Source organism: Paraburkholderia hayleyella, from assembly GCF_009455685.1.
GTDB classification, from domain to species: Bacteria; Pseudomonadota; Gammaproteobacteria; order Burkholderiales; family Burkholderiaceae; genus Paraburkholderia; species Paraburkholderia hayleyella.
Map to the genome: position 1 here is coordinate 289,522 of NZ_QPES01000002.1, position 19,620 is coordinate 309,141.

Sequence of the window (19,620 nt, forward strand, 5' to 3'; positions counted from 1 at the left end):
TTCAGCGAACTACATGAAGAACGGCAAGCGTTCGATGCATGCAAAGGCGTGAAGTGTGCGGCGAAAGGGATGGAGGCGCTAGGGCAGAAGAGAGGTGACTTCGTCGGTACGCACGGCGATAAAGGCGCGTGCGCACATAACGTTATGACGCCGCACGGAACGGCGTGAAAGAGCGATATCGACGAACCGGGCGCGGCTTGCCGCTAGCCTGCCATGTCTGCTATGAATTTTGCTGTAAATGGCAGTGGCCGCATACCTGGCGCAGGACGTGCGGCCGGGCAAATGATGGCCCGATCCTGTTGAATTCACCCGTTTCATCAAAGGGCCTTTGACTTTCACGATGACACTCGAATAACGAGGTTGATGGTATTGAACGGTTGTGTCTGCTAAAAGTGCCGGCTATTTAAATAAATAGCCATGCCTAACGAATCAATGACGAATCAATGACGAGTCAATAAAGCTGGAAAAATATTATGCAATTACATTGCCAGAGCTATAAAAATTTTTGCCAGAATAAGCATGGTAATGACGTAATTGTCAATATCTGTTATGGGATCGAATATCGCTGTTACTCAGTCTGTAAGCATATACTAGCGGCGAGAGGCGTCAATCTATTTTTAAAAAATGATCCTCGGGATTTTCCCTCATTTTGAATAAATTATTATGCTTCACGGGCCGATTCGTTTCGTGCAATAAATATTCGGATAAATGGTCCATGCTTGCCGGAATGCGTAAATTGCCCTTAAAGTAACGGGCTTAAAGTCACTCGGATATCTAACGCTTCCGGGTCCGGGTCCAGGATCCCCTGTCTGGCCCGGAGGCGTAGCCATGCGCGCCCTTGTGTCCGGTCGCGCTCTGTCATCACGTAACACACCATAGGCAATTTATATGAGTAAAAAGACCCTGGCATACTGGAAAGACAAGGCGGATGCACTGCAATTCGAAGGACGTGCATGGATCGATGGCCAATACCATGGGGCGCAAGATGGCCGTACTTTTGCTTGTGTTAGCCCCATTGATGGCCGGGTGTTATGCGCCGTGGCCGATTGCGGTGCGGCGGAAGTCGAGGCGGCGGTTGCGGCTGCGCGCCGGAGCTTCGATACCCAGGTTTGGGCGGGACAAAATCCGCGGGCACGCAAAGCCGCGCTATTGCGCTGGGCCGCGCTGATCCGTATGCACGAGGAAGAACTCGCGTTGCTGGAGACACTCGATGCAGGCAAGCCGATTCGTGATACGACATCGGTGGATGTGCCGGGTACGGCGTACAGCATCGAGTGGTACGCCGAAGCCATCGACAAGATCGGCGGCGAAGTCGTGCCGGCCGATCATCATTTGCTGGGGTTGGTGACGCGCGAACCGATTGGCGTGGTGGCTGCTGTCGTGCCCTGGAATTTCCCGCTGCTGATGGCGGCATGGAAATTTGCTCCGGCGCTAGCCGCGGGCAACAGCGTGGTGCTCAAGCCTTCCGAGAAGTCACCGCTGAGCGCATTGCGTGTCGCGCAGTTGGCGCTGGATGCGGGTATTCCGCCAGGCGTGTTCAATGTGCTGCCGGGGGGCGGCGAGGTCGGCCGGTTGCTGGCGTTGCATGGCGATGTCGATTGCCTGGCGTTTACCGGGTCGACCGCGGTGGGCAAGCAGATCATGCAATACGCGGGTCAGTCCAACCTGAAGCGGGTGTGGCTGGAACTGGGCGGCAAATCGCCGAATATCGTGCTGGCCGATTGTGCCGATCTGGATCGGGCCGCAAAGGCCGCGGCAGGGGCGATTTTCTACAACATGGGTGAGATGTGTACGGCAGGTTCACGCTTGCTCGTGCAGCGCGAAATCAAGACCGCGCTGCTCGACCGGGTGATCGCTGCTGCACGGCGTTATACCCCAGGCAATCCGCTAGACCCGGCTACGGCGATGGGGGCGATTGTCGACCGGGTGCAGTTCGAGCGTGTGCTGGGTTATATCGAGGCGGGACGCGCAGAGGCCCGGCTGTTGCTAGGCGGCAGTGCGGTACAGCCTGAGAACGGCGGGTTTTATATCGAGCCGACCATTTTTGATGTGCCGCAAGCGGGCTCGAAGATCGCCCGTGAAGAGATTTTCGGCCCGGTGTTGTCCGTGCTCACGTTTGATACGGCGGATGAAGCCGTTCGTCTTGCCAACGATAGCGAATACGGCCTGGCTGCCGCGGTCTGGACCGCCGACCTGACGCAGGCGCATGAGATGGCGCGCAGCTTGCGGGCGGGGACAGTCTGGGTGAATTGCTATGACGAAGGCGGAGACATGAATTTTCCGTTTGGCGGCTATCGTCAGTCAGGCAACGGGCGCGACAAGTCGTTGCATGCGCTCGAAAAATACACCGAACTGAAATCGACGCTGGTGCGTTTGCGCTAAATGCATGGGCGGGTTGAACCCGGCGTTACGTTTTTTTTGCAGTTCGTGTGCGCCGCGATGCAGGTTCAGCCGCAGGTTGATGCATTTGGCTTGCCGCCTCCATGCGCAGCCATGCATCGCCGACGTCATGCCTGAACTGCTGTAACGCGGCAAGCGCTGCATCGGGCGGCTGCAGCGCTTGCCACAACACATCGCCCAGCTGTGCCGCAGTGGCATCGAGATCCGCCTTCCGTTTTGCCAGCATGGCGTCCCATAGCACATGCTCCATGGGCCCGAACACCATCGAGCGCAGCAGCCGCAACGGGATATCGCGCCTGATCTGGCCGCTTTCCTGGCCACGTGCAAGCACCGCCATCAACGGTGCCGTATAACGGCGTTGCAGTTCAGTCAGCGCTTCACCCAGTTCATGATGTTGCGCACGTCCCTCCGATAGCACCAGTGCGCACAATCCTGCGCCATTCACCAGCATCAGCCGCAAATGCATGCGCACGATGAAGCCAAACTGCTGCCGCACGCTGCCATCGCGTGGCAAGCCGGCTTCGATGGCGTCGATGATCTCGTCATACCAGTCGTGAATCACGCGCGCACAAAGCTCGCGCTTGCCACGAAAGTAGCTGAACACCGTCGCCTCGGAAATGCCCGCGTATTGCGCGATTTCTGCGGTGGTTGCACGCTCGTAACCCTTTTCGCCAAATATCTCGCGTCCGGCCTGAAGAATCTCCCGGACGCGTTGTTGCGACCGTGCGCCAGCCGTTTGCCAGCGTGCTGGAGGGGATTCGGGTTTGACTGCCGTCATGGTTGCATCCTGTTTTGCCTGAGGATCATTCGTGTGTCATACATGGACGATACGCGTGGAATTTTCAGAATCTGAGTGTTGCTCAGAAAAGCTCGTCAAATACCTATTGACGTATACGTCAATGTAGCGTGAAATTTACGCCTTGTGAGTGGAAAAGATGCAGCATGATGCAAAACCATGCAAAGCAAAATTGAGCCTTACTCAAAAAATGAAACGTCTAGCTATCTAGTCCGCGCCTGGCGGTAACTGTTGCGCTACTGCTCATTTCGTTTTGCCTCAATGGCTGTTGGTGAAGTTTATGCAGTTTAAGAATTCAGGAGACACCTCATGACCCATCTGCCTGGCTTGCAGTTCCCACTTGGTGAAGAGATCGGGATGCTGCGCGACAGCGTTGCCGCGTTCGCCGCGAAAGAGATCGCGCCGCGCGCGGCGCAGATCGACCGCACTGACCAGTTCCCGATGGACCTGTGGCGCAAGTTGGGCGATCTGGGGGTGCTGGGCATGACGGTGGGCGAAGAATACGGCGGCGCGAACATGGGCTATACCGCCCATATGGTCGCCATGGAAGAAATTTCACGTGCATCGGCCTCGGTCGGTCTGTCGTATGGCGCGCATTCCAACCTGTGCGTGAACCAGATCCATCGCAACGGCACGGCGGCGCAAAAACAGCGTTATCTGCCCAAACTGGTATCGGGCGAGCATATCGGCGCGTTGGCGATGAGCGAACCCAATGCGGGTTCGGATGTGGTCAGCATGAAGCTGCAGGCACGGCGCCAGGGCGATCATTACGTGCTGAACGGCACCAAGATGTGGATCACCAATGGCCCGGATTGCGACACGCTGGTGGTCTATGCCAAGACGGATGCCGCAGCGGGAGCGCGCGGCATGACGGCCTTCATTGTCGAAAAGGGCATGAAAGGCTTCTCGGTGGCGCAAAAGCTCGACAAGCTCGGTATGCGTGGCTCACATACCGGCGAGCTGGTTTTCGATCATGTCGAAGTGCCGCAGGAGAACATCCTGGGCGAGCTCAATGGCGGCGTGAAGGTATTGATGAGCGGCCTCGACTACGAGCGCGCGGTATTGGCGGGCGGCCCGATGGGGATCATGGTCGCCGTGATGGATGCCGTGGTGCCCTACATTCATGAGCGCGAGCAGTTCGGCCAGCCGATTGGCGAATTCCAGCTGATCCAGGGCAAGGTGGCCGATCTGTACACCACATTGCAGGCATGCCGCGCGTATCTGTACGCCGTGGGGCGGCAACTCGACACACTCGGCGCGGAACATGTCCGGCAGATGCGCAAAGACTGTGCAGGCGTGATTCTCTACACCGCGGAAAAAGCCACCTGGATGGCGGGCGAGGCCATCCAGATTCTCGGCGGCAATGGCTATATCAACGACTATCCGGTGGGACGTTTATGGCGCGATGCCAAGCTCTATGAGATCGGCGCGGGCACGAGCGAAATCCGCCGCATGCTGATCGGCCGTGAACTTTTCTCTGAAACCTGCTAACCCGGTTATCCGCGACTGCGGTGCGTCCAAACTGATCAGGAGCGCCATGCAATGGCAGTGATCGAAAGCAAACTAAACCCCCGCTCGGATGAGTTTCGCGCCAATGCTTCAGCGCTTGAGGCGCTGGTCGCTGACCTGCGCGAAAAAACCGCCAGGTTAGCCGAAGGGGGGCCACGCGCCGCCCGTGACAAGCACGTGGCACGCGGCAAGTTATTACCGCGTGAGCGCGTGGCGCAACTGCTCGATCCGGGCACCCCGTTTCTTGAGCTCTCGCCACTGGCGGCCTTCGCCATGTATCACGACGAGGCGCCAGGCGCCGGCCTTATTTGCGGCATTGGCCGCATCGCGGGCCGCATTTGCATGGTGGTGTGTAACGACGCGACGGTCAAAGGCGGAACGTATTATCCGCTCACCGTAAAAAAGCACGTGCGCGCCCAGGAGATCGCCGCGGAAAATCACTTGCCCTGCATTTATCTGGTCGATTCGGGCGGCGCCAATCTGCCGAACCAGGACGAGGTTTTTCCCGACCGGGATCACTTCGGCCGCATTTTCTATAACCAGGCCAATCTCTCGGCGGCAGGCATCGCACAGATCTCCGTCGTGATGGGCTCGTGCACCGCGGGCGGGGCGTATGTGCCTGCCATGAGCGATGAGTCCATCATCGTGCGCGACCAGGGCACGATTTTTCTCGGTGGTCCGCCGCTGGTCAAAGCCGCGACGGGCGAAGAGGTCAGCGCCGAAGATCTCGGCGGGGGCGATGTGCATACCCGGCTCTCCGGCGTGGTGGACCATCTGGCGCAAAACGACGCGCATGCGCTGGCGCTGGCGCGCGATATCGTGTCCCGGCTCGGGCGCGCCGAAGCCGGAGCATGGGCGCTTAAGCCTCCCAAAGCGCCCCGCTACGCGCCCACTAGCCTGTATGGCGTGATTCCTGCCGATACCCGCAAGCCATTCGACATCCGCGAAGTGATCGCGCGGATTGTCGACGATTCCGTTTTCGACGAATTCAAGGCCCGTTATGGCACCACGCTCGTCACGGGTTTTGCCCATCTGTGGGGACATCCCGTGGGCATCGTGGCGAATAACGGCATTCTTTTTTCCGAATCGGCGCTCAAGGGGACGCACTTCATCGAGCTGTGTTGCCAGCGCAAGATTCCCCTGATTTTTCTGCAGAACATCACGGGCTTCATGGTGGGCCGCAAGTACGAGAACGAAGGCATTGCGCGCAACGGCGCCAAGATGGTGACCGCAGTCGCCACGGCGAAGGTGCCGAAGTTCACGGTGATCATCGGTGGCTCGTTTGGCGCGGGCAATTACGGCATGTGTGGCCGGGCTTATTCGCCGCGCTTTTTGTGGATGTGGCCGAATGCGCGCATTTCGGTGATGGGCGGCGAGCAGGCCGCCTCGGTGCTGGCTACCGTCAAGCGTGATGGGGTTGAAGCAAAAGGCGGCAGCTGGAGCGCGGAGCAGGACAACGCATTCAGGCAGCCGGTTCTCGAACAGTACGAGCGTCAGGGGCATCCGTATTACGCCAGCGCGCGGCTGTGGGATGACGGCGTGATTGATCCGGCGCAAACCCGTGACGTACTTGGCCTCGGGTTAGCGGCGGCTTGGCATGCTCCCGTGGAGGACACGCGTTTTGGCGTGTTCAGGATGTGATGCCGGGTTCAACTCAGGAGGCCACTGGCGATGCGCTATGAAACGCTCACGCTGAAGATCGACGGCATGCAGGCAACGGTGACGCTGAATCGCCCCGAGGTGCGCAACGCGTTCAACGAAACCATGATCGCTGAGCTGACCACGGTGTTGACCGAACTCAGCACGCACAGCACAGTGCGCGTGGTCGTGCTGGCGGCCATGGGCCCAGCGTTTTGCGCGGGCGCGGACTTGAACTGGATGAAGCGCATGGCGAGCTTCTCCGAGGCGGAAAATCGCGCAGACGCCGCGCAGCTCGCCGCGATGCTCGCGGCTATTTATCGCTGCAGCAAACCGGTGCTTGCCCGTGTGCACGGCGATGTTTATGCCGGCGGCGTGGGCCTGGTCGCGGCATGCGATATCGTCGTTGCGGCCGATAGCGTACGTTTTTGCCTGTCCGAAGCGCGCCTTGGGTTGATCCCCGCGACCATTGCACCGTATGTGATTCGCGCCCTGGGCGAGCAGGCGTCGCGCCGCTATTTTTTGAGCGCCGAGGCGTTCGATTGCGCCACCGCCTGGCGTCTTGGCCTGGTGAGCGAGATTTGCGCCGGTACTGATATTGATGCTGAGCTCGATGCCCGTGTGCAGCAGATCAGCGCCGCGCTGGGCGCCAACGGGCCTCATGCCGTCAGCGCGGGCAAGCGGCTCGTGCAGGAAGTCGCCGGCCAGGCGCTGGATGACACACTGATTGCCCACACGGTCGCGCGCATTGCTGAGGTGCGCGCAAGCGACGAAGGACGCGAAGGCATCGCTTCCTTTCTCGACAAACGCACGCCACGCTGGCGCCTCTGAGTTTCTGGCCGCTTCATCACGAGATATCCCATGTTCAACAAGATCCTGATTGCGAACCGGGGCGAGATCGCCTGCCGTATTGCGGCAACCTGCAAACGTCTTGGCGTGCGCAGCGTGGCGGTGTATTCCGCCGCCGATGCGCAGGCGAGGCACGTCGCGGTTTGCGATGAAGCGGTACAGATCGGCGGTGCGGCGGCCGCTGACAGCTACTTGCGTGGCGCAAGAATCATCGAGGCCGCCCGCGTGATGGGGGCACAGGCGGTGCATCCAGGCTATGGTTTTCTTTCTGAAAACGAGGATTTCGCCCGGGCATGTGCGGCTGCGGGGCTTGTGTTTATTGGTCCGCCCATCGCCGCGATTGCGGCGATGGGCTCGAAGGCCGCGGCCAAGACCTTGATGGGCGAGGCCGCCGTGCCGCTGGTGCCGGGCTATCACGGTATTGATCAGGATGCACAACGATTGCAGCGCGAAGCCGATGCCATCGGTTATCCGGTCTTGCTCAAGGCCAGTGCGGGTGGCGGGGGCAAAGGCATGCGGGTGGTCGAGCACAGCCATGCTTTTGCGGCGGCGCTAGCGTCGTGTCAGCGTGAGGCCGCTAGCAGCTTTGGCGATGACCGCGTGCTGCTCGAAAAGTATCTGACACGCCCACGCCATGTCGAAGTGCAAATTTTTGCCGATCAGCAAGGCGGTGTGGTTTATCTGTTCGACCGCGATTGTTCGGTGCAGCGACGTCATCAGAAGGTGCTGGAAGAAGCTCCGGCGCCAGGGCTTTCCGCCGAACTGCGGCGCACGATGGGCGAGGCCGCGGTGAATGCGGCGCAAGCGGTGAAGTACGTGGGCGCGGGCACCGTGGAATTCATCATGACGGCTTCGGGCGAGTTTTATTTCATGGAGATGAATACCCGTTTGCAAGTCGAGCATCCCGTCACTGAAATGGTGACCGGTCTTGATCTGGTCGAATGGCAGTTGCGTATCGCCGCAGGCGAACCCTTGCCGCTGACTCAGGCGCAACTGGTATGCGAAGGTCATGCAATCGAGGCGCGTCTTTATGCCGAGCATCCCGCGCGTGGCTTTTTGCCCTCAACCGGCACGCTGCGGCATCTTCACTGGCCGGCGCATGTCGAGTTCGCCCTGAGCGCAGCGGATGGCGCCCGGGCAGCCGTGCGCATCGATAGTGGTGTGCGCCAGGGCGATTCGATCACGCCGTTTTACGACCCGATGATCGCCAAGCTGATCGTTCATGGCGCCAGCCGGCAGCAAGCGCTGGCGCGCATGGCGCAGGCGCTGGGTGAATGCGAAGTGGTAGGGCTGCATACCAATATCGCGTTCCTGCAACGCATTGTGTCGCACGACGCGTTTGCCTCGGGCGAGCTCGATACCGGCTTGATCGAGCGGCACCAGGCCGCGTTTTTTGCTGCTGAACCTGTCCCTCCGCCTGCCGTGCTGGCGCTCGCGTGTGCCGCGTTGCTGGCGCGGCAGCAGGAGGCGGGCGAAGCCGCTTCACCGTGGACAGCGCTGGCGCACTGGCGGCTCAATGGCCCCTGTATTCAGACACTGTGCTGGTATCAGCGCGGACGCGAGGCGGCAGGCGACGAGCCCGGGCCGTATGCCGTGACCTTCACGAGCGATCACGAGGCGCAAACGCTGGCCTGCGCACCGTGCAGCGAGCCTGAACCTTTTGCCTGGTGGCGCGGTGACGTGCCGCATGCGTTTGGCGTGATGCTGGGCGAGCGGCGCATCACGGGTCGGGTTGTGACTCAGGACGATGTGTTCGATGTGTTTTACCAGGGGCAAGCCTATGCGCTCGAATGGCAAAACCTGCTGGCCCATGCAGCCGATGAGGCGGGCGATGAAGGGCGTCTGACCGCACCGATGCCAGGCAAGGTGATCGCGGTGCTGGTCTCGCCCGGTGAAGTCGTCGCAAAGGGCGCACCGCTGCTGGTGATGGAAGCCATGAAGATGGAGCATACGATCGGTGCGCCCACTGCTGGAACCGTGACCGAAGTGCACTACGCGGTGGGCGATCAGGTAAGCGAAGGTGTACAACTGCTGGTGCTGGACGCGGGATAGCGCTCACGCATCGCCATCACGCATCGCCATCACGCATCGCCATCACGCATCGCGCTCACGCATCGCCATCACGCATCGCCATCACGGCGGCAACGACACGAGAGCCGCACCCGGAACACGAAGCGCCACTGCCCGCCTGGCCACCACGTTCCAGCCATTTCTTTTATCCTTGCAGCCTTGGCGCCGTGCGCTTGGGTGTACGGCCCAACTTTGCATTTTCCTTCGACTGGAGAATTAATATGGGCAAGCAGGCGATCGGCGTAGTGGGGCTCGCGGTGATGGGGCGTAATTTGGCACTCAATATTGAAAGCCGGGGTTATGCGGTTTCGGTGTTCAATCGCAGCCGCGAGAAAACCGATGCACTGATCGCGGCCTTCCCCGGGCGTCAACTCGTGCCCGCCTATACGCTGGAAGAATTGGTTGCCTCGCTGGAAACGCCACGCCGCATCCTGCTCATGGTCAAAGCCGGAGAGCCAACCGACGCCACGATCGCCGCACTCAAACCGCTTCTTGAGCAAGGCGATATTTTGATCGACGGCGGTAATACGCATTTCACCGACACCATTCGCCGTAACAAGGAACTGGCGCTAGCGGGGCTGCACTTTATTGGCACTGGCGTGTCGGGCGGCGAAGAGGGCGCGTTGCACGGTCCTTCGATCATGCCAGGCGGTCCGCGTGACGCGTATGACCTGGTCGCGCCGATTCTCATCGAGATCGCCGCCAAAGCGCCCGATGGCGAACCCTGCGTGGCTTATATGGGCCCCGACGGCGCGGGTCATTACGTGAAGATGGTGCATAACGGTATCGAGTACGGCGATATGCAACTGATTGCCGAAAGCTACGCGGTGCTGCAGCAGGTCGCGGGTTTGTCAAATACGGAGCTGGCCGAGGTTTACCGCGAATGGAACAAGGGTGAGCTGGACAGTTATCTGATCGACATCACCTCGAAGATTTTCACTCATCGTGACGATGAGACCGGTCACGCGCTGGTGGACATGATTCTCGATCGCGCGGCGCAAAAAGGCACCGGTAAATGGACTAGCCAGAACGCGCTTGATTTGGGGGTGCCGCTGCCGCTGATTACCGAATCGGTTTTCGCTCGCATGCTGTCGTCGCTCAAGGACCAGCGCGTGGCCGCTAGCAAGGTGCTGGGCGGGCCCGCGGCAGCATCGTCCACGGTTGCCGTAGCACGCTCGCTGGCCACGCCGCCTGCGCGCGAGGCATTCATTGAGGCCGTGCGGCGGGCGCTGTACTTTGGCAAGGTGATTTCCTATGCCCAGGGGTTTGCCCAACTGAGCGAGGCGTCGAAAGAATATGGCTGGGATCTCGATTACGGCACGATTGCCAAAATTTTCCGTGCCGGGTGCATTATTCGCGCGCGTTTTTTGCAGAAGATCACCGAAGCCTATGCGCAAGATCCGGCGCTCGCCAATCTGCTGCTTGATCCGTACTTTGCCGATATCGCAGCGAATTACCAGGCTGCGCTGCGCGACGTGGTGATCGCTGCCGTGGCAGCAGGCGTACCGGTGCCGGCATTGGCCTCGGCGGTGGCGTATTTCGATGGCTATCGCTCAGCGCGTGTCCCTGCCAACCTGATCCAGGCACAGCGCGATTATTTTGGTGCCCATACGTTTGAGCGGATCGATAAACCCGGCAGCTTCCACGCGAACTGGTCCTGAGGGCCTAACGCAACGCAACGCAACGCTGCGTTCAGGCTGGCTGGGCATCGGCTTTAGACGTTTGGTGTCGTCCATTGTCGAACCCGGCGAGCCCCGCGAGCGCGCTGAGGCTGATCGCCGCCGTCAGCATCACATAAAGTCCAGGGGCACCGGGCTGGCCGGTGACGCTGGCCAGCCACACCACAATCGCGGGTGCGGATGCACCGAATACCATCACCCCCACGTTGTAGCCCAGCGCGATTCCGGTCGCGCGCAATGGCATGGGAAAGAGCGCGGCGAGCACGAGGGGCAGCGCGCCTGAGTACAGCGCCTTGATCAGCCCAAGCCAGGTCACCAGTAAAAATAACGAACGCGCTGACGGATGTGCTGCGGCATAGGTGAAGGCAGGCCAGGCGCTCACCAGACACAGCATCGCGGCGACACTCATTTGCCGCACGGGGCCGAGGCGATCGGACAGCCAGCCGCCTAGCGGTGTGAGCAACGTCGAGAGCGCGCCCGGCACGATGGCCGCGGCAAATCCGGTTGCGGCGCTCAGATGCAGCGTGCGCAGCGCAAACGTCGGCATGTACTGCAGCAGGTAGGCGAGCGTGGTCGTTACGCTGAGCAGCCCGGCGACGATGGCCAGCCGCGGCCTGTAATGGCCCAATACTTCACGCACCGGTGCCGCGGCGCGAGGCGCCTGGATAAAAGCCGGGGCGTCATGAAGCGTACGGCGCAGATACCAGCCCACCGGTCCTAGCAGTGAGCCCACGGCAAAAGGAATGCGCCAGCCCCACGCCATCAGTGCATGAGGCGTGAGCCAATGGCTCAGGGCGAAGCCCATGAGCGCCGCACCGAGCGAACCGAGCCCCTGGGTGGAAAACTGCCAGCTTGCATGCAGGCCGCGTTTGTTCGGCGCTTGCTCAAAGAGCATCGCGGTGCACGCGCCAAATTCACCACCGCTCGAAAACCCCTGAATCAGCCGCGCGCAGAACAGCCCGATGGGGGCCGCCAGTCCAATTACGTGATAGTTGGGCAGTAGCGCAATCAATGCCGTGCCGGCGCTCATTAGCCATAGCGACAAAAGCAGGGCGGCCTTGCGGCCATGCCGGTCCGCATAGCTGCCCAATATCAGCCCGCCCAGCGGACGCATTAGATAGGACGCGCCAAACGAGCCGAAGGTCAGCAATAGCGAGGTCGTTTCGTCGGCCATGGGGAAAAAATTCCCGGCGATATACACCGCGAAAAACGCGTAAATGGCCAGATCGAACCATTCGAGCGTATTGCCAATCGCAATCGCAGCAATGGTGCGCGCGGTATGAGGCGGGCGGGCGAGGAAGCTCATCTCTCTCCAGTTCAAATTCTATTTTTTGCAACAATAACTGCGGATTATTCGTATGAGCTTAATGATTAGTGTGTTTTTAGAGAAAGATTGTGGTTCAAATAGGGGTTTCTACGACGGTCTTCGTTGCCTAGACTTCTAGGTAACCGCTGCGGGACATTCGGTTCAACGGCGATAAAAAACATCATCTGGAGCTAATTCATCATGAAATCGCTTATTTCTGCTGTGACTCTGGCTGCCCTTGTTGCCTTGCCCGTTGCCTCGTTTGCCCAATCCAGCCAGAACCAGCCGCTCACCCGGGCGCAAGTGCGCGCCGAACTGGTGCAGCTTGAACAGGCAGGTTACAAGCCCAACTCGGACCGCCTCGATTACCCCTCGGGCATCCAGGCCGCTGAACAGCGCGTCTCCCTGCAAAACGGTGCGGCACCGCTCGCCAACAGCGGTTACGGCGCTCCCGCCGCAGGACGGTCCCAGTCGGGCGCGATGACGCCTGCGACGGTCCGGCCAGCCCAGTCGGTTTATTTCGGTCACTAGGCCAAAAGCTGACGCTGTTCAGGGCGAAAACGCTGACCCAAATGGGTCAGCGTTTTTTATGGGCGTTTGATGTGAGCGTTTGCGCCTGAGGCTAATGGCCCGTCATGGCATCGGGCCATAGATCGAGAGGTTCATCCCTATCCGGACAAGGCTTGGGCTTAGCCGCCCGCCTACGACTCAAAACCTTGCCGGTCAAGCTCTGGTAGCAAATCGCCCAGATCCGGAACCTTGAATGGTGCCAGCAGCCAGTCGAGTACGGCTTCGTCGAACACGTCGCTTTGCTCTGATGGCGTTGGCGTTGACGTGTATGAGGGCAATTCCGTGTCTTGCGGCTTGTTCGGGCCATCGTCCCTGGCATTCTTACCATCGAGATTGAATTTCGCTATCCGGATGTGAGGCGTGAGGTAAACGAAGTGCTCGTCCGGCGCGCTATCACACTGCGTGCCTTTAAGAGGCGATAAGCCTGACAAAAGCAGTGGCGATAGGGTTTCGTCGGCACATCTCAAATCAGGGAGGTTAAAGGACGAAGAGGTGGCGTTAGCGCTTGAGTGTGCCGGCTGTTTTTGCTTTCCGGTTGGAGTCCGTGCCTCGGAATCTAGATTGGCGAGTTCGCAGAGGACGGATGATATTTGGGCATCTGGCTGCTCCGTTTTTTTTACGCGCGGCTGCTTGTGCGCTGGATGGCGCGGCTCGATCGGGGGAGCCATCTCTAACATGCCTTTCGCCATCAACCCGGTATGCCATGGTTTCGACGGTCCATGATTCGTGCTGGTCCGCGGCGACAATTCGGTTGAGGGTGCGATTTCGCTTGGCGAATGAGGCGTCCTGGATGAGGGGCGAACATAAGGATGGTACCGAAACCCGTTGGAATTATTTTTTCTGTTTAACATTCGAAACCTTGATTAAGCCAATAACCGGGCATCACGCGCGATAGCGCGGCTGCGTTGTCTGTCATGGACCACAAGCTAATCACTCTTTCGCTTGCAATGGCCATGAAAACCCGGACATAAAATGATTTTGATTTGCGTGCGCTCTCAAATCGCACGGAGTTGCCGCGTTAAGTAACCGTTCTGACAGCAGGAGTTCCCGGCATAGCCGGTGTCCATAGCCGGTGTCTTGTGGCAGGAAGGACGACGGGAGTGGCCTGGTGGCCTGTGTGTGCGTATTGTGTTTTTAACCGAACCCCGGGCTTAGCCTGTACCATTTTCGGTCGTTGTCCAGCCATCTCATTCTCATATTTCCTGGCCGTTGCCCTTACTTGCCACGACAGAACCCATCCAGCTCCGCTGGCTTACCGACCGTTTCCACAGGAACCCCGCAATGATTGATCTGCGCAGCGACACCGTGACCCGTCCCTCTCAAGCGATGCTGGCCGTCATGGCCGCGGCGGAGGTGGGCGATGACGTGTGGGGCGACGATCCGGCCGTCGCTCGTTTGCAGGCCGTAGTGGCTGAGCGGGCGGGGCACGAGGCGGGCCTCTACTTCCCGAGCGGCACGCAATGCAATCTCGCCGCGCTGATGGCGCATTGCGCGCGTGGCGATGAATACATCGTCGGCCAGTCGGCTCACACCTATCGCTACGAAGGAGGTGGCGCGGCGGTGCTGGGCAGTATTCAGCCCCAGCCGCTGGAAAATGCCCCCGATGGTTCGTTGCCGCTGGACAAGATCGCCGCAGCGATCAAACCGCTCGACGACCATTTCGCCCGGACCCGTTTGCTCGCGCTCGAAAACACCATCGGAGGCAAGGTGCTCGCACCTGCTTATGTGGGCCAGGCGTTGCAGCTTGCGCATGAGCGTGGGCTGGCGACTCACCTCGACGGCGCGCGCGTCTGTAACGCCGCGGTGGCTTTAGGCCAGCCGCTGGCGGCGCTGTGTGCACCGTTTGATTCCGTGTCGATCTGTTTTTCGAAAGGCCTGGGAGCGCCGGTAGGCTCGGTGCTGGTGGGAAGCCGGGCGTTGCTGTTACAGGCGCACCGCTGGCGCAAGATGCTGGGCGGAGGCATGCGTCAGTCGGGTCTGCTTGCCGCCGCGTGTCTTTATGCCTTTGAGCATCATTTCGAGCGGCTCGCCGAAGATCATGACAACGCCGCGCATCTGGCGCGCGGGCTCGCGCAAATCGAACAGGTGACGTTGTTGTCGCAGGCGACCAATATGGTGTTCGCCCAGTTTCCGCAGGCGGATTGCGCCGAACTCGAAGCCTGGCTCAAGGCACGGGGCATTCTCACCCAGGTGTTGTACGCCTCGCGTTTCGTGACGCACCGGGATGTGTCGCGCGCCGATATCGACACCTTCATCGACGCGGTAAAAGCATACTTTGCGCGTTGAATCTGCTGGATGAAAAAACGCCAGGCCCGCTGCGGTTCACAGTGAACTGAACCGCAGCGGGCCTGGCGTTTATCTTGCAGCGTGCGTGGCGCAAGTAGCGCCGTCGCATCAACCGGTCAAAGACCAAATTCCTCGACACTTTTGGCGGAATACACGCCCATCTGATTGCGTTGCAAATCGAATAGCAAATCGATGTTTTGCAGCGCGGATAAGCCAACCACGATCCGGTTGCGGCCTGGCGCCGCCTTCACGATCGTGACTTGCGCACCATTAAAGCGATGCACCCATGTGCCGACACCTACCGCCGTGTCGTAATTGCCTTGTCCCAGCACGTTGCCGACGTCGTTTTCGCCCAGCCAGCTGGGTGCTTTGTCGGTTTCGATACGGATCATTTCGGTGCCGCCCGTGGCAAAAACCACCGGTGCGCAAAACCGCATCTTGCTGGAAACCTGAGCGCAACCTTCCGGCCATTGCGCAACGCCTTGCGCGGACATGGGCAACGGCACCATCGTGAAGCGGCTGGTGAGTTTGGCGGACGGGCTTAGCACGAGGTACGGCTTGGTAAAGCTCGGATGGACGAGGTAGCGTTTGCCGATATCGGCGGGAAGTGCGGCGAAGGGGGCGTTGCAGCAGGCGTCATCATCCTGTTGCAGGCCGATGCCGAGCAGCCCCGAAAAGGCGAAGCCAAACTCACCGGTGTAGCCATCCATCGCAAAGCAGCGCCTGAAGTTGGGCTGGCAATCGACGTCGGTGACGGTCTGGGCGGTGATGTTGACCGGTTGCGTGCCGAAAAGGCTGAACGGCAGCGTGGCGGTGGGGCCCGATACCTTCGCGCCGTTGGCGAGATTGAGCGTGATCGTTGGGCCCTTGGAGGAATAGCCTTGCGGCAGCGCCTTGGACAGCACGCGCACGCCTTGTGTGCCCGTGTCGAGCGCCAGATAGACCGCCTTGCCGTCAAGCTGGACCGGCACACCCAGACGCGCATGGCCTTGATCGGCGCGTTCGACATGCAATGGAATCAGCAAGCCATCCTTGCCCTCGTCGATCAGTACGGCTTTGGCCGCGGGCGGCACCGGCGGGATGATGTGGGTGGCACAGCCGCCAAGAACGGTGATAGCCGCGAGTGTGGCGAATACCGGTGTGGCGAGGGCAGCCAGGCGGCGACGCAGGAAAGAGGGAAACATAATGGCACTTCACGAAAGAGCGCTCCTGCAAGGGATGGGCATCGTGAGCGGAGCGGCTGGCTACGAATAGGCAGACGTTAAACCGAAGGTGCTGGCGAAGCCCGCCTAAGGGAAGCGCGGGTAACAGAAATAGGCACTCTACTCGCCTGATTAGGCAAAATTGTAAAAATCTGTCAAAAATCGGGGCGGCAGATGAACCGTGCCGGATCCCTCGTGACAGGAACCCTGGCGCGGCAAGCGGATTGGGAACGGGTTTAGAGGCCTGCTGTGCTGGCGTTCCGGGCGAGCTGCGCTGTGTTCACGGCGCGTCCGACCCGTTCGACGAATTCCCGATCCAGGCTAGAGAGCGCCTCGCGCTCGGTGTCGGTGGTTTTGACCAGCAGGTAGTGCATCACATCTTGTGTGCGCCACGATAACCAGCCCACCACGACCAGCATGATGCCGCAGACAAGACCGGCTGCCGAGCCGAAGATGCCACCCGCGATGGCGAGTGCAACTCCGGCGAGCGTGAGCAGCCAGGGCAGGATTTTGTTTTTGTCCACGGTGACGACGCGCACGTCCTGAATCTCGCGTAGTGGAAAAACCTGGCCTGCAGCGGAAAGCGCATTGCGCGTCACAGAAACACCACGTTCGTTGAAGGGGATATCCATGGCTTTGACGATTTGACGTTCAGACAAAAAGGAGAACGCGCAGCGTACCAGATGCCTCTTTACGGGGTACGGCCAGATAGCCGCACCCCGTAAGGTTGTGCTCCCATGTTCATGGGAATCTGAACCTGCGCGGCAAACCGCTCAGGCAAACCGCTCAGGCAAATTGTTCAGGCAAACTGCTCAGGGCGAGAGCAAAGACCCCGTGCGAAACGCCCGGGCGCCGGCGATACGCGCCACTTCCATGCCTGTCGTAGCGAGGCGCGCGATATGCCGTGCATACATCACGCCCGCGACGCGGGTGCTCAACGTGACCACTTGATTCGTCAACGGATCGACGATATCGGCGATGGCCTCGCCCGCTTCGAGCCACACCCCAAGCGGCGCACGAAACACCAGTACGCCACTGCATGGCGCGCTCAGCAGCTCGACGCCCGCGAGCGGTGTGGCCGCGAACGCCAGATTGGGCAGCGCCGCGGGAATACCGCTGATGATTTCGCGCTGGGTCAGGTATTCGATGATCGCTTGCGCATCGTGTTCGGCGAATTCATAGGACACATCGCGCTGACTGCGTAGTTCGACCGTGACTGAAATCGAGCCGTCCGGAACCGGAAAACGCGTGCCATAGCGTTGGCGCAATTCAGACCAGCAAAAGCTGTGGATTTCATCAAAGGGATTGCCCACCGAGTTCAGCGCCAGCAACGAGGCCCGGGCGTCCAGATAACGCGCGAGCGGCTCGACGGCGGGCCAGAGATCGGGATGGGTGTAGAGATGCATCGCGGCATCCCAGTCGCAATGCAAATCCAGCACGATATCGGCATCGAACGACAGACGTTGCAAGGCCAGGCGCAGCGAAGCCAGTTCGGACTCAGGCGTTTGCGCGGCGAGCGCCGCGCCAAGTGCCGTGCGAATCACCTGGCGATTGTGTTCGCTGTCGCTGCTGAGCTGGGCTTCGATGTCGGGCTCGATGAGCGCGGCCAGATCGTGGAAGTTCCGGTTGAAATTCTGGCCGCTCTGGGTTTCGAAGCGCCCGAGTAACTGGCCCAGCACATGCTGGTTCAGGCCCACGGGATTAGCCACGGGCACGATCACGATTTCGCCGGACAGCCTGCCTGCGGCTTCGAGCGCGGCGAGCTTGCGGCGCAAGGCCCACGCGACCAGCATGCCGGGCAACTCATCGGCATGCAGCGAGGCCTGGATATAGACCTTGGGCCCGCCCTTGGGGCCGTAATGGAAACTGCTCAAATGACGCTCGGTGCCGAGCGAGGGAGAGAGGAGGGGATGGGTCTGGATGTGCATGAGTCTTGATGCGCTGTGCTGTCAGGCGCTGAAAGATGAGCGTTCAGTCAATAAAGGCACACGTCGGTGGATACCGTTTGTCCGGTATGCGGCGGGGCGCGCGAAAGTGGAATGCAGCGTGTCCGATCTTAGCCGATCTGCGTTTTTATGCCTATGCGGAGCCGGAAAGGGGGCAGCCAGGGGGCGGCCGGTATGGCGCTTCAGCGTCAGGCCCGTGGCCCGGCAACAAGCCTGGCTGGGATAACGCGTCTTTTTACTGTTATTTTTTTCGCGCACGGGACTGAATCTCTTCCTGAGGTCAGGCCGTAATCATTGACTGAAGCGATACATCAAACTCCGCACGTGTAAAAAAATGCGGGGCATTCCCAGCCTGGTGCTGTGCGAATGCCCCGCGTTTCATGATGCACTATTGGACTATTTCACGGCATGACGGCAGGGGTATTAATCGCCGTATATATCAAAGTCGAAGTATTTCTTTTCGAGCTTTTTGTACGTGCCGTCTTTCAGCATCGACGCGATGGCGCCGTCAATGCTGGCTTTCAGGTCGGTATCTTCCTTGCGCAAGCCGATCGCGGCCGCACCGCTCGGAATGGCCTTGCCGGCAAACTGGAAGCCCGCGCCGCGCGAGGTCTTCAGAAAGCCAATATCCGCTTGCACTTCATCTTGCAGCGCAGCGTCCAGGCGGCCTGAAACCAGATCGGCATAAACCTGGTCCTGGTTCTGATAAGGCACGACCTTCGCGCCCTTCGGCTGCCAATGAGCCTTGGCGTAAGTTTCCTGAATCGTGCCTTGCTCCACGCCCACTGATTTACCCGTCATGCTTTCCGGCGTCGGTTGCAATGTCGAGCCCTTCTTGGCCACGAGGCGCGTCGGGGTGTCGAACAGTTTGGCCGAGAAGCTGACCTGCTCCGCACGCTGTGGCGTGATGGTCAGCGACGACAGCACGCCGTCGAACTTCTTGGCCTTGAGGCCGGGGATCAGGCCGTCGAAATCGTTTTCGACCCACACGCATTTGGCTTTCAGACGTGCGCAGATCTCGTTGCCGAGATCAATGTCAAAGCCGATCAGCTTGCCGTCGGGGCCTTTCGATTCGAACGGTGGATAGCTTGCATCCACGCCAAAACGGATGGTCGACCAGTCTTTTGCATGGGCGCCGATTGAGACGGTGGCGAGCAGGGCAACCGTTAAAGCTGCGAGCAGTTTTTTCACTGTTTTTACTCCTGGGTGGTTGTGCTTCATCACGCATGCGGTGCCGTTGTTGTGGAACGTTGTCCTGCGCGAAGAATGACTGGGCGGTCTGGTTTAAAACGCTGCCATCAATCGCCGCCTCTGCCTTTCAGGCTTTCGTCCGGCGGCTTTCCCCATCAGGTTTCCCCGTCAGGCAGCG

General features: G+C 60.0%; 15 protein-coding genes. 8 read left to right on the forward strand and 7 right to left on the reverse strand.

Annotated features, from left to right (window positions below; genetic code table 11):
* Positions 1 to 888 precede the first annotated feature (888 nt).
* Positions 889 to 2,382: an aldehyde dehydrogenase gene (locus GH657_RS15670; protein ID WP_153101971.1), complete on the forward strand. Its 1,494-nt coding sequence runs from the start codon at positions 889 to 891 to the stop codon at positions 2,380 to 2,382.
* Between the two features lie 25 nt (positions 2,383 to 2,407).
* Here GH657_RS15670 and GH657_RS15675 read toward each other — a convergent pair whose 3' ends face one another.
* A complete protein-coding gene (locus tag GH657_RS15675; RefSeq protein WP_153101972.1) occupies positions 2,408 to 3,178 on the reverse strand; it encodes a TetR/AcrR family transcriptional regulator in 771 nt (256 codons plus the stop codon).
* Positions 3,179 to 3,505: 327 nt separating this feature from the next.
* Between GH657_RS15675 and GH657_RS15680 the strand changes: the two genes are divergently transcribed.
* From GH657_RS15680 to gndA, 5 genes are all read left to right on the forward strand, one after another.
* The gene (locus tag GH657_RS15680) at positions 3,506 to 4,687 is read left to right on the forward strand and encodes an isovaleryl-CoA dehydrogenase (RefSeq protein WP_153101973.1); all 1,182 of its coding nucleotides are present in this window, start codon (positions 3,506 to 3,508) and stop codon (positions 4,685 to 4,687) included.
* 51 nt (positions 4,688 to 4,738) lie between these two features.
* Complete coding sequence (locus tag GH657_RS15685) at positions 4,739 to 6,346, forward strand: carboxyl transferase domain-containing protein (protein WP_153101974.1); 1,608 nt, start codon at positions 4,739 to 4,741, stop codon at positions 6,344 to 6,346.
* 30 nt (positions 6,347 to 6,376) lie between these two features.
* A complete protein-coding gene (locus GH657_RS15690) occupies positions 6,377 to 7,174 on the forward strand; it encodes an enoyl-CoA hydratase/isomerase family protein (RefSeq protein WP_153101975.1) in 798 nt (265 codons plus the stop codon).
* 30 nt (positions 7,175 to 7,204) lie between these two features.
* Positions 7,205 to 9,244, forward strand: coding sequence for an acetyl/propionyl/methylcrotonyl-CoA carboxylase subunit alpha (locus tag GH657_RS15695; RefSeq protein WP_153101976.1), 2,040 nt, complete (start codon positions 7,205 to 7,207; stop codon positions 9,242 to 9,244).
* A 239-nt stretch (positions 9,245 to 9,483) separates the two neighbouring features.
* On the forward strand, positions 9,484 to 10,923 hold the full coding sequence (gndA, locus tag GH657_RS15700) for an NADP-dependent phosphogluconate dehydrogenase (RefSeq protein WP_153101977.1): 1,440 nt from the start codon (positions 9,484 to 9,486) through the stop codon (positions 10,921 to 10,923).
* 31 nt (positions 10,924 to 10,954) lie between these two features.
* Here the strand turns inward: gndA and GH657_RS15705 are convergent, their stop codons facing one another.
* Positions 10,955 to 12,247: an MFS transporter gene (locus GH657_RS15705; protein ID WP_153101978.1), complete on the reverse strand. Its 1,293-nt coding sequence runs from the start codon at positions 12,245 to 12,247 to the stop codon at positions 10,955 to 10,957.
* Between the two features lie 201 nt (positions 12,248 to 12,448).
* Between GH657_RS15705 and GH657_RS15710 the strand changes: the two genes are divergently transcribed.
* Positions 12,449 to 12,778 (forward strand): DUF4148 domain-containing protein, encoded by a 330-nt coding sequence (locus GH657_RS15710; RefSeq protein WP_153101979.1) that lies wholly within the window; start codon positions 12,449 to 12,451, stop codon positions 12,776 to 12,778.
* A 170-nt stretch (positions 12,779 to 12,948) separates the two neighbouring features.
* Here GH657_RS15710 and GH657_RS15715 read toward each other — a convergent pair whose 3' ends face one another.
* Complete coding sequence (locus GH657_RS15715) at positions 12,949 to 13,494, reverse strand: hypothetical protein (RefSeq protein ID WP_153101980.1); 546 nt, start codon at positions 13,492 to 13,494, stop codon at positions 12,949 to 12,951.
* Positions 13,495 to 14,098: 604 nt separating this feature from the next.
* On the opposite strand from GH657_RS15715, the gene ltaE reads away from it, so the two are divergent.
* Complete coding sequence (ltaE, locus tag GH657_RS15720; protein ID WP_153101981.1) at positions 14,099 to 15,103, forward strand: low-specificity L-threonine aldolase; 1,005 nt, start codon at positions 14,099 to 14,101, stop codon at positions 15,101 to 15,103.
* A gap of 116 nt (positions 15,104 to 15,219) precedes the next feature.
* On the opposite strand, the gene GH657_RS15725 is transcribed toward ltaE, so the two are convergent.
* The 4 genes from GH657_RS15725 to GH657_RS15740 form a co-directional block, all read right to left on the reverse strand.
* Positions 15,220 to 16,287, reverse strand: coding sequence for a hypothetical protein (locus GH657_RS15725; protein WP_246174193.1), 1,068 nt, complete (start codon positions 16,285 to 16,287; stop codon positions 15,220 to 15,222).
* Positions 16,288 to 16,541: 254 nt separating this feature from the next.
* Positions 16,542 to 16,937: a DUF6232 family protein gene (locus GH657_RS15730; protein ID WP_153101982.1), complete on the reverse strand. Its 396-nt coding sequence runs from the start codon at positions 16,935 to 16,937 to the stop codon at positions 16,542 to 16,544.
* Positions 16,938 to 17,117: 180 nt separating this feature from the next.
* Positions 17,118 to 18,233: a succinylglutamate desuccinylase/aspartoacylase family protein gene (locus GH657_RS15735; RefSeq protein WP_153101983.1), complete on the reverse strand. Its 1,116-nt coding sequence runs from the start codon at positions 18,231 to 18,233 to the stop codon at positions 17,118 to 17,120.
* A gap of 441 nt (positions 18,234 to 18,674) precedes the next feature.
* Positions 18,675 to 19,442 carry an ABC transporter substrate-binding protein gene (locus tag GH657_RS15740; RefSeq protein ID WP_153101984.1) on the reverse strand — a complete coding sequence of 256 codons (768 nt, stop codon included), beginning with the start codon at positions 19,440 to 19,442 and terminating at the stop codon, positions 18,675 to 18,677.
* Positions 19,443 to 19,620: the final 178 nt, after the last annotated feature.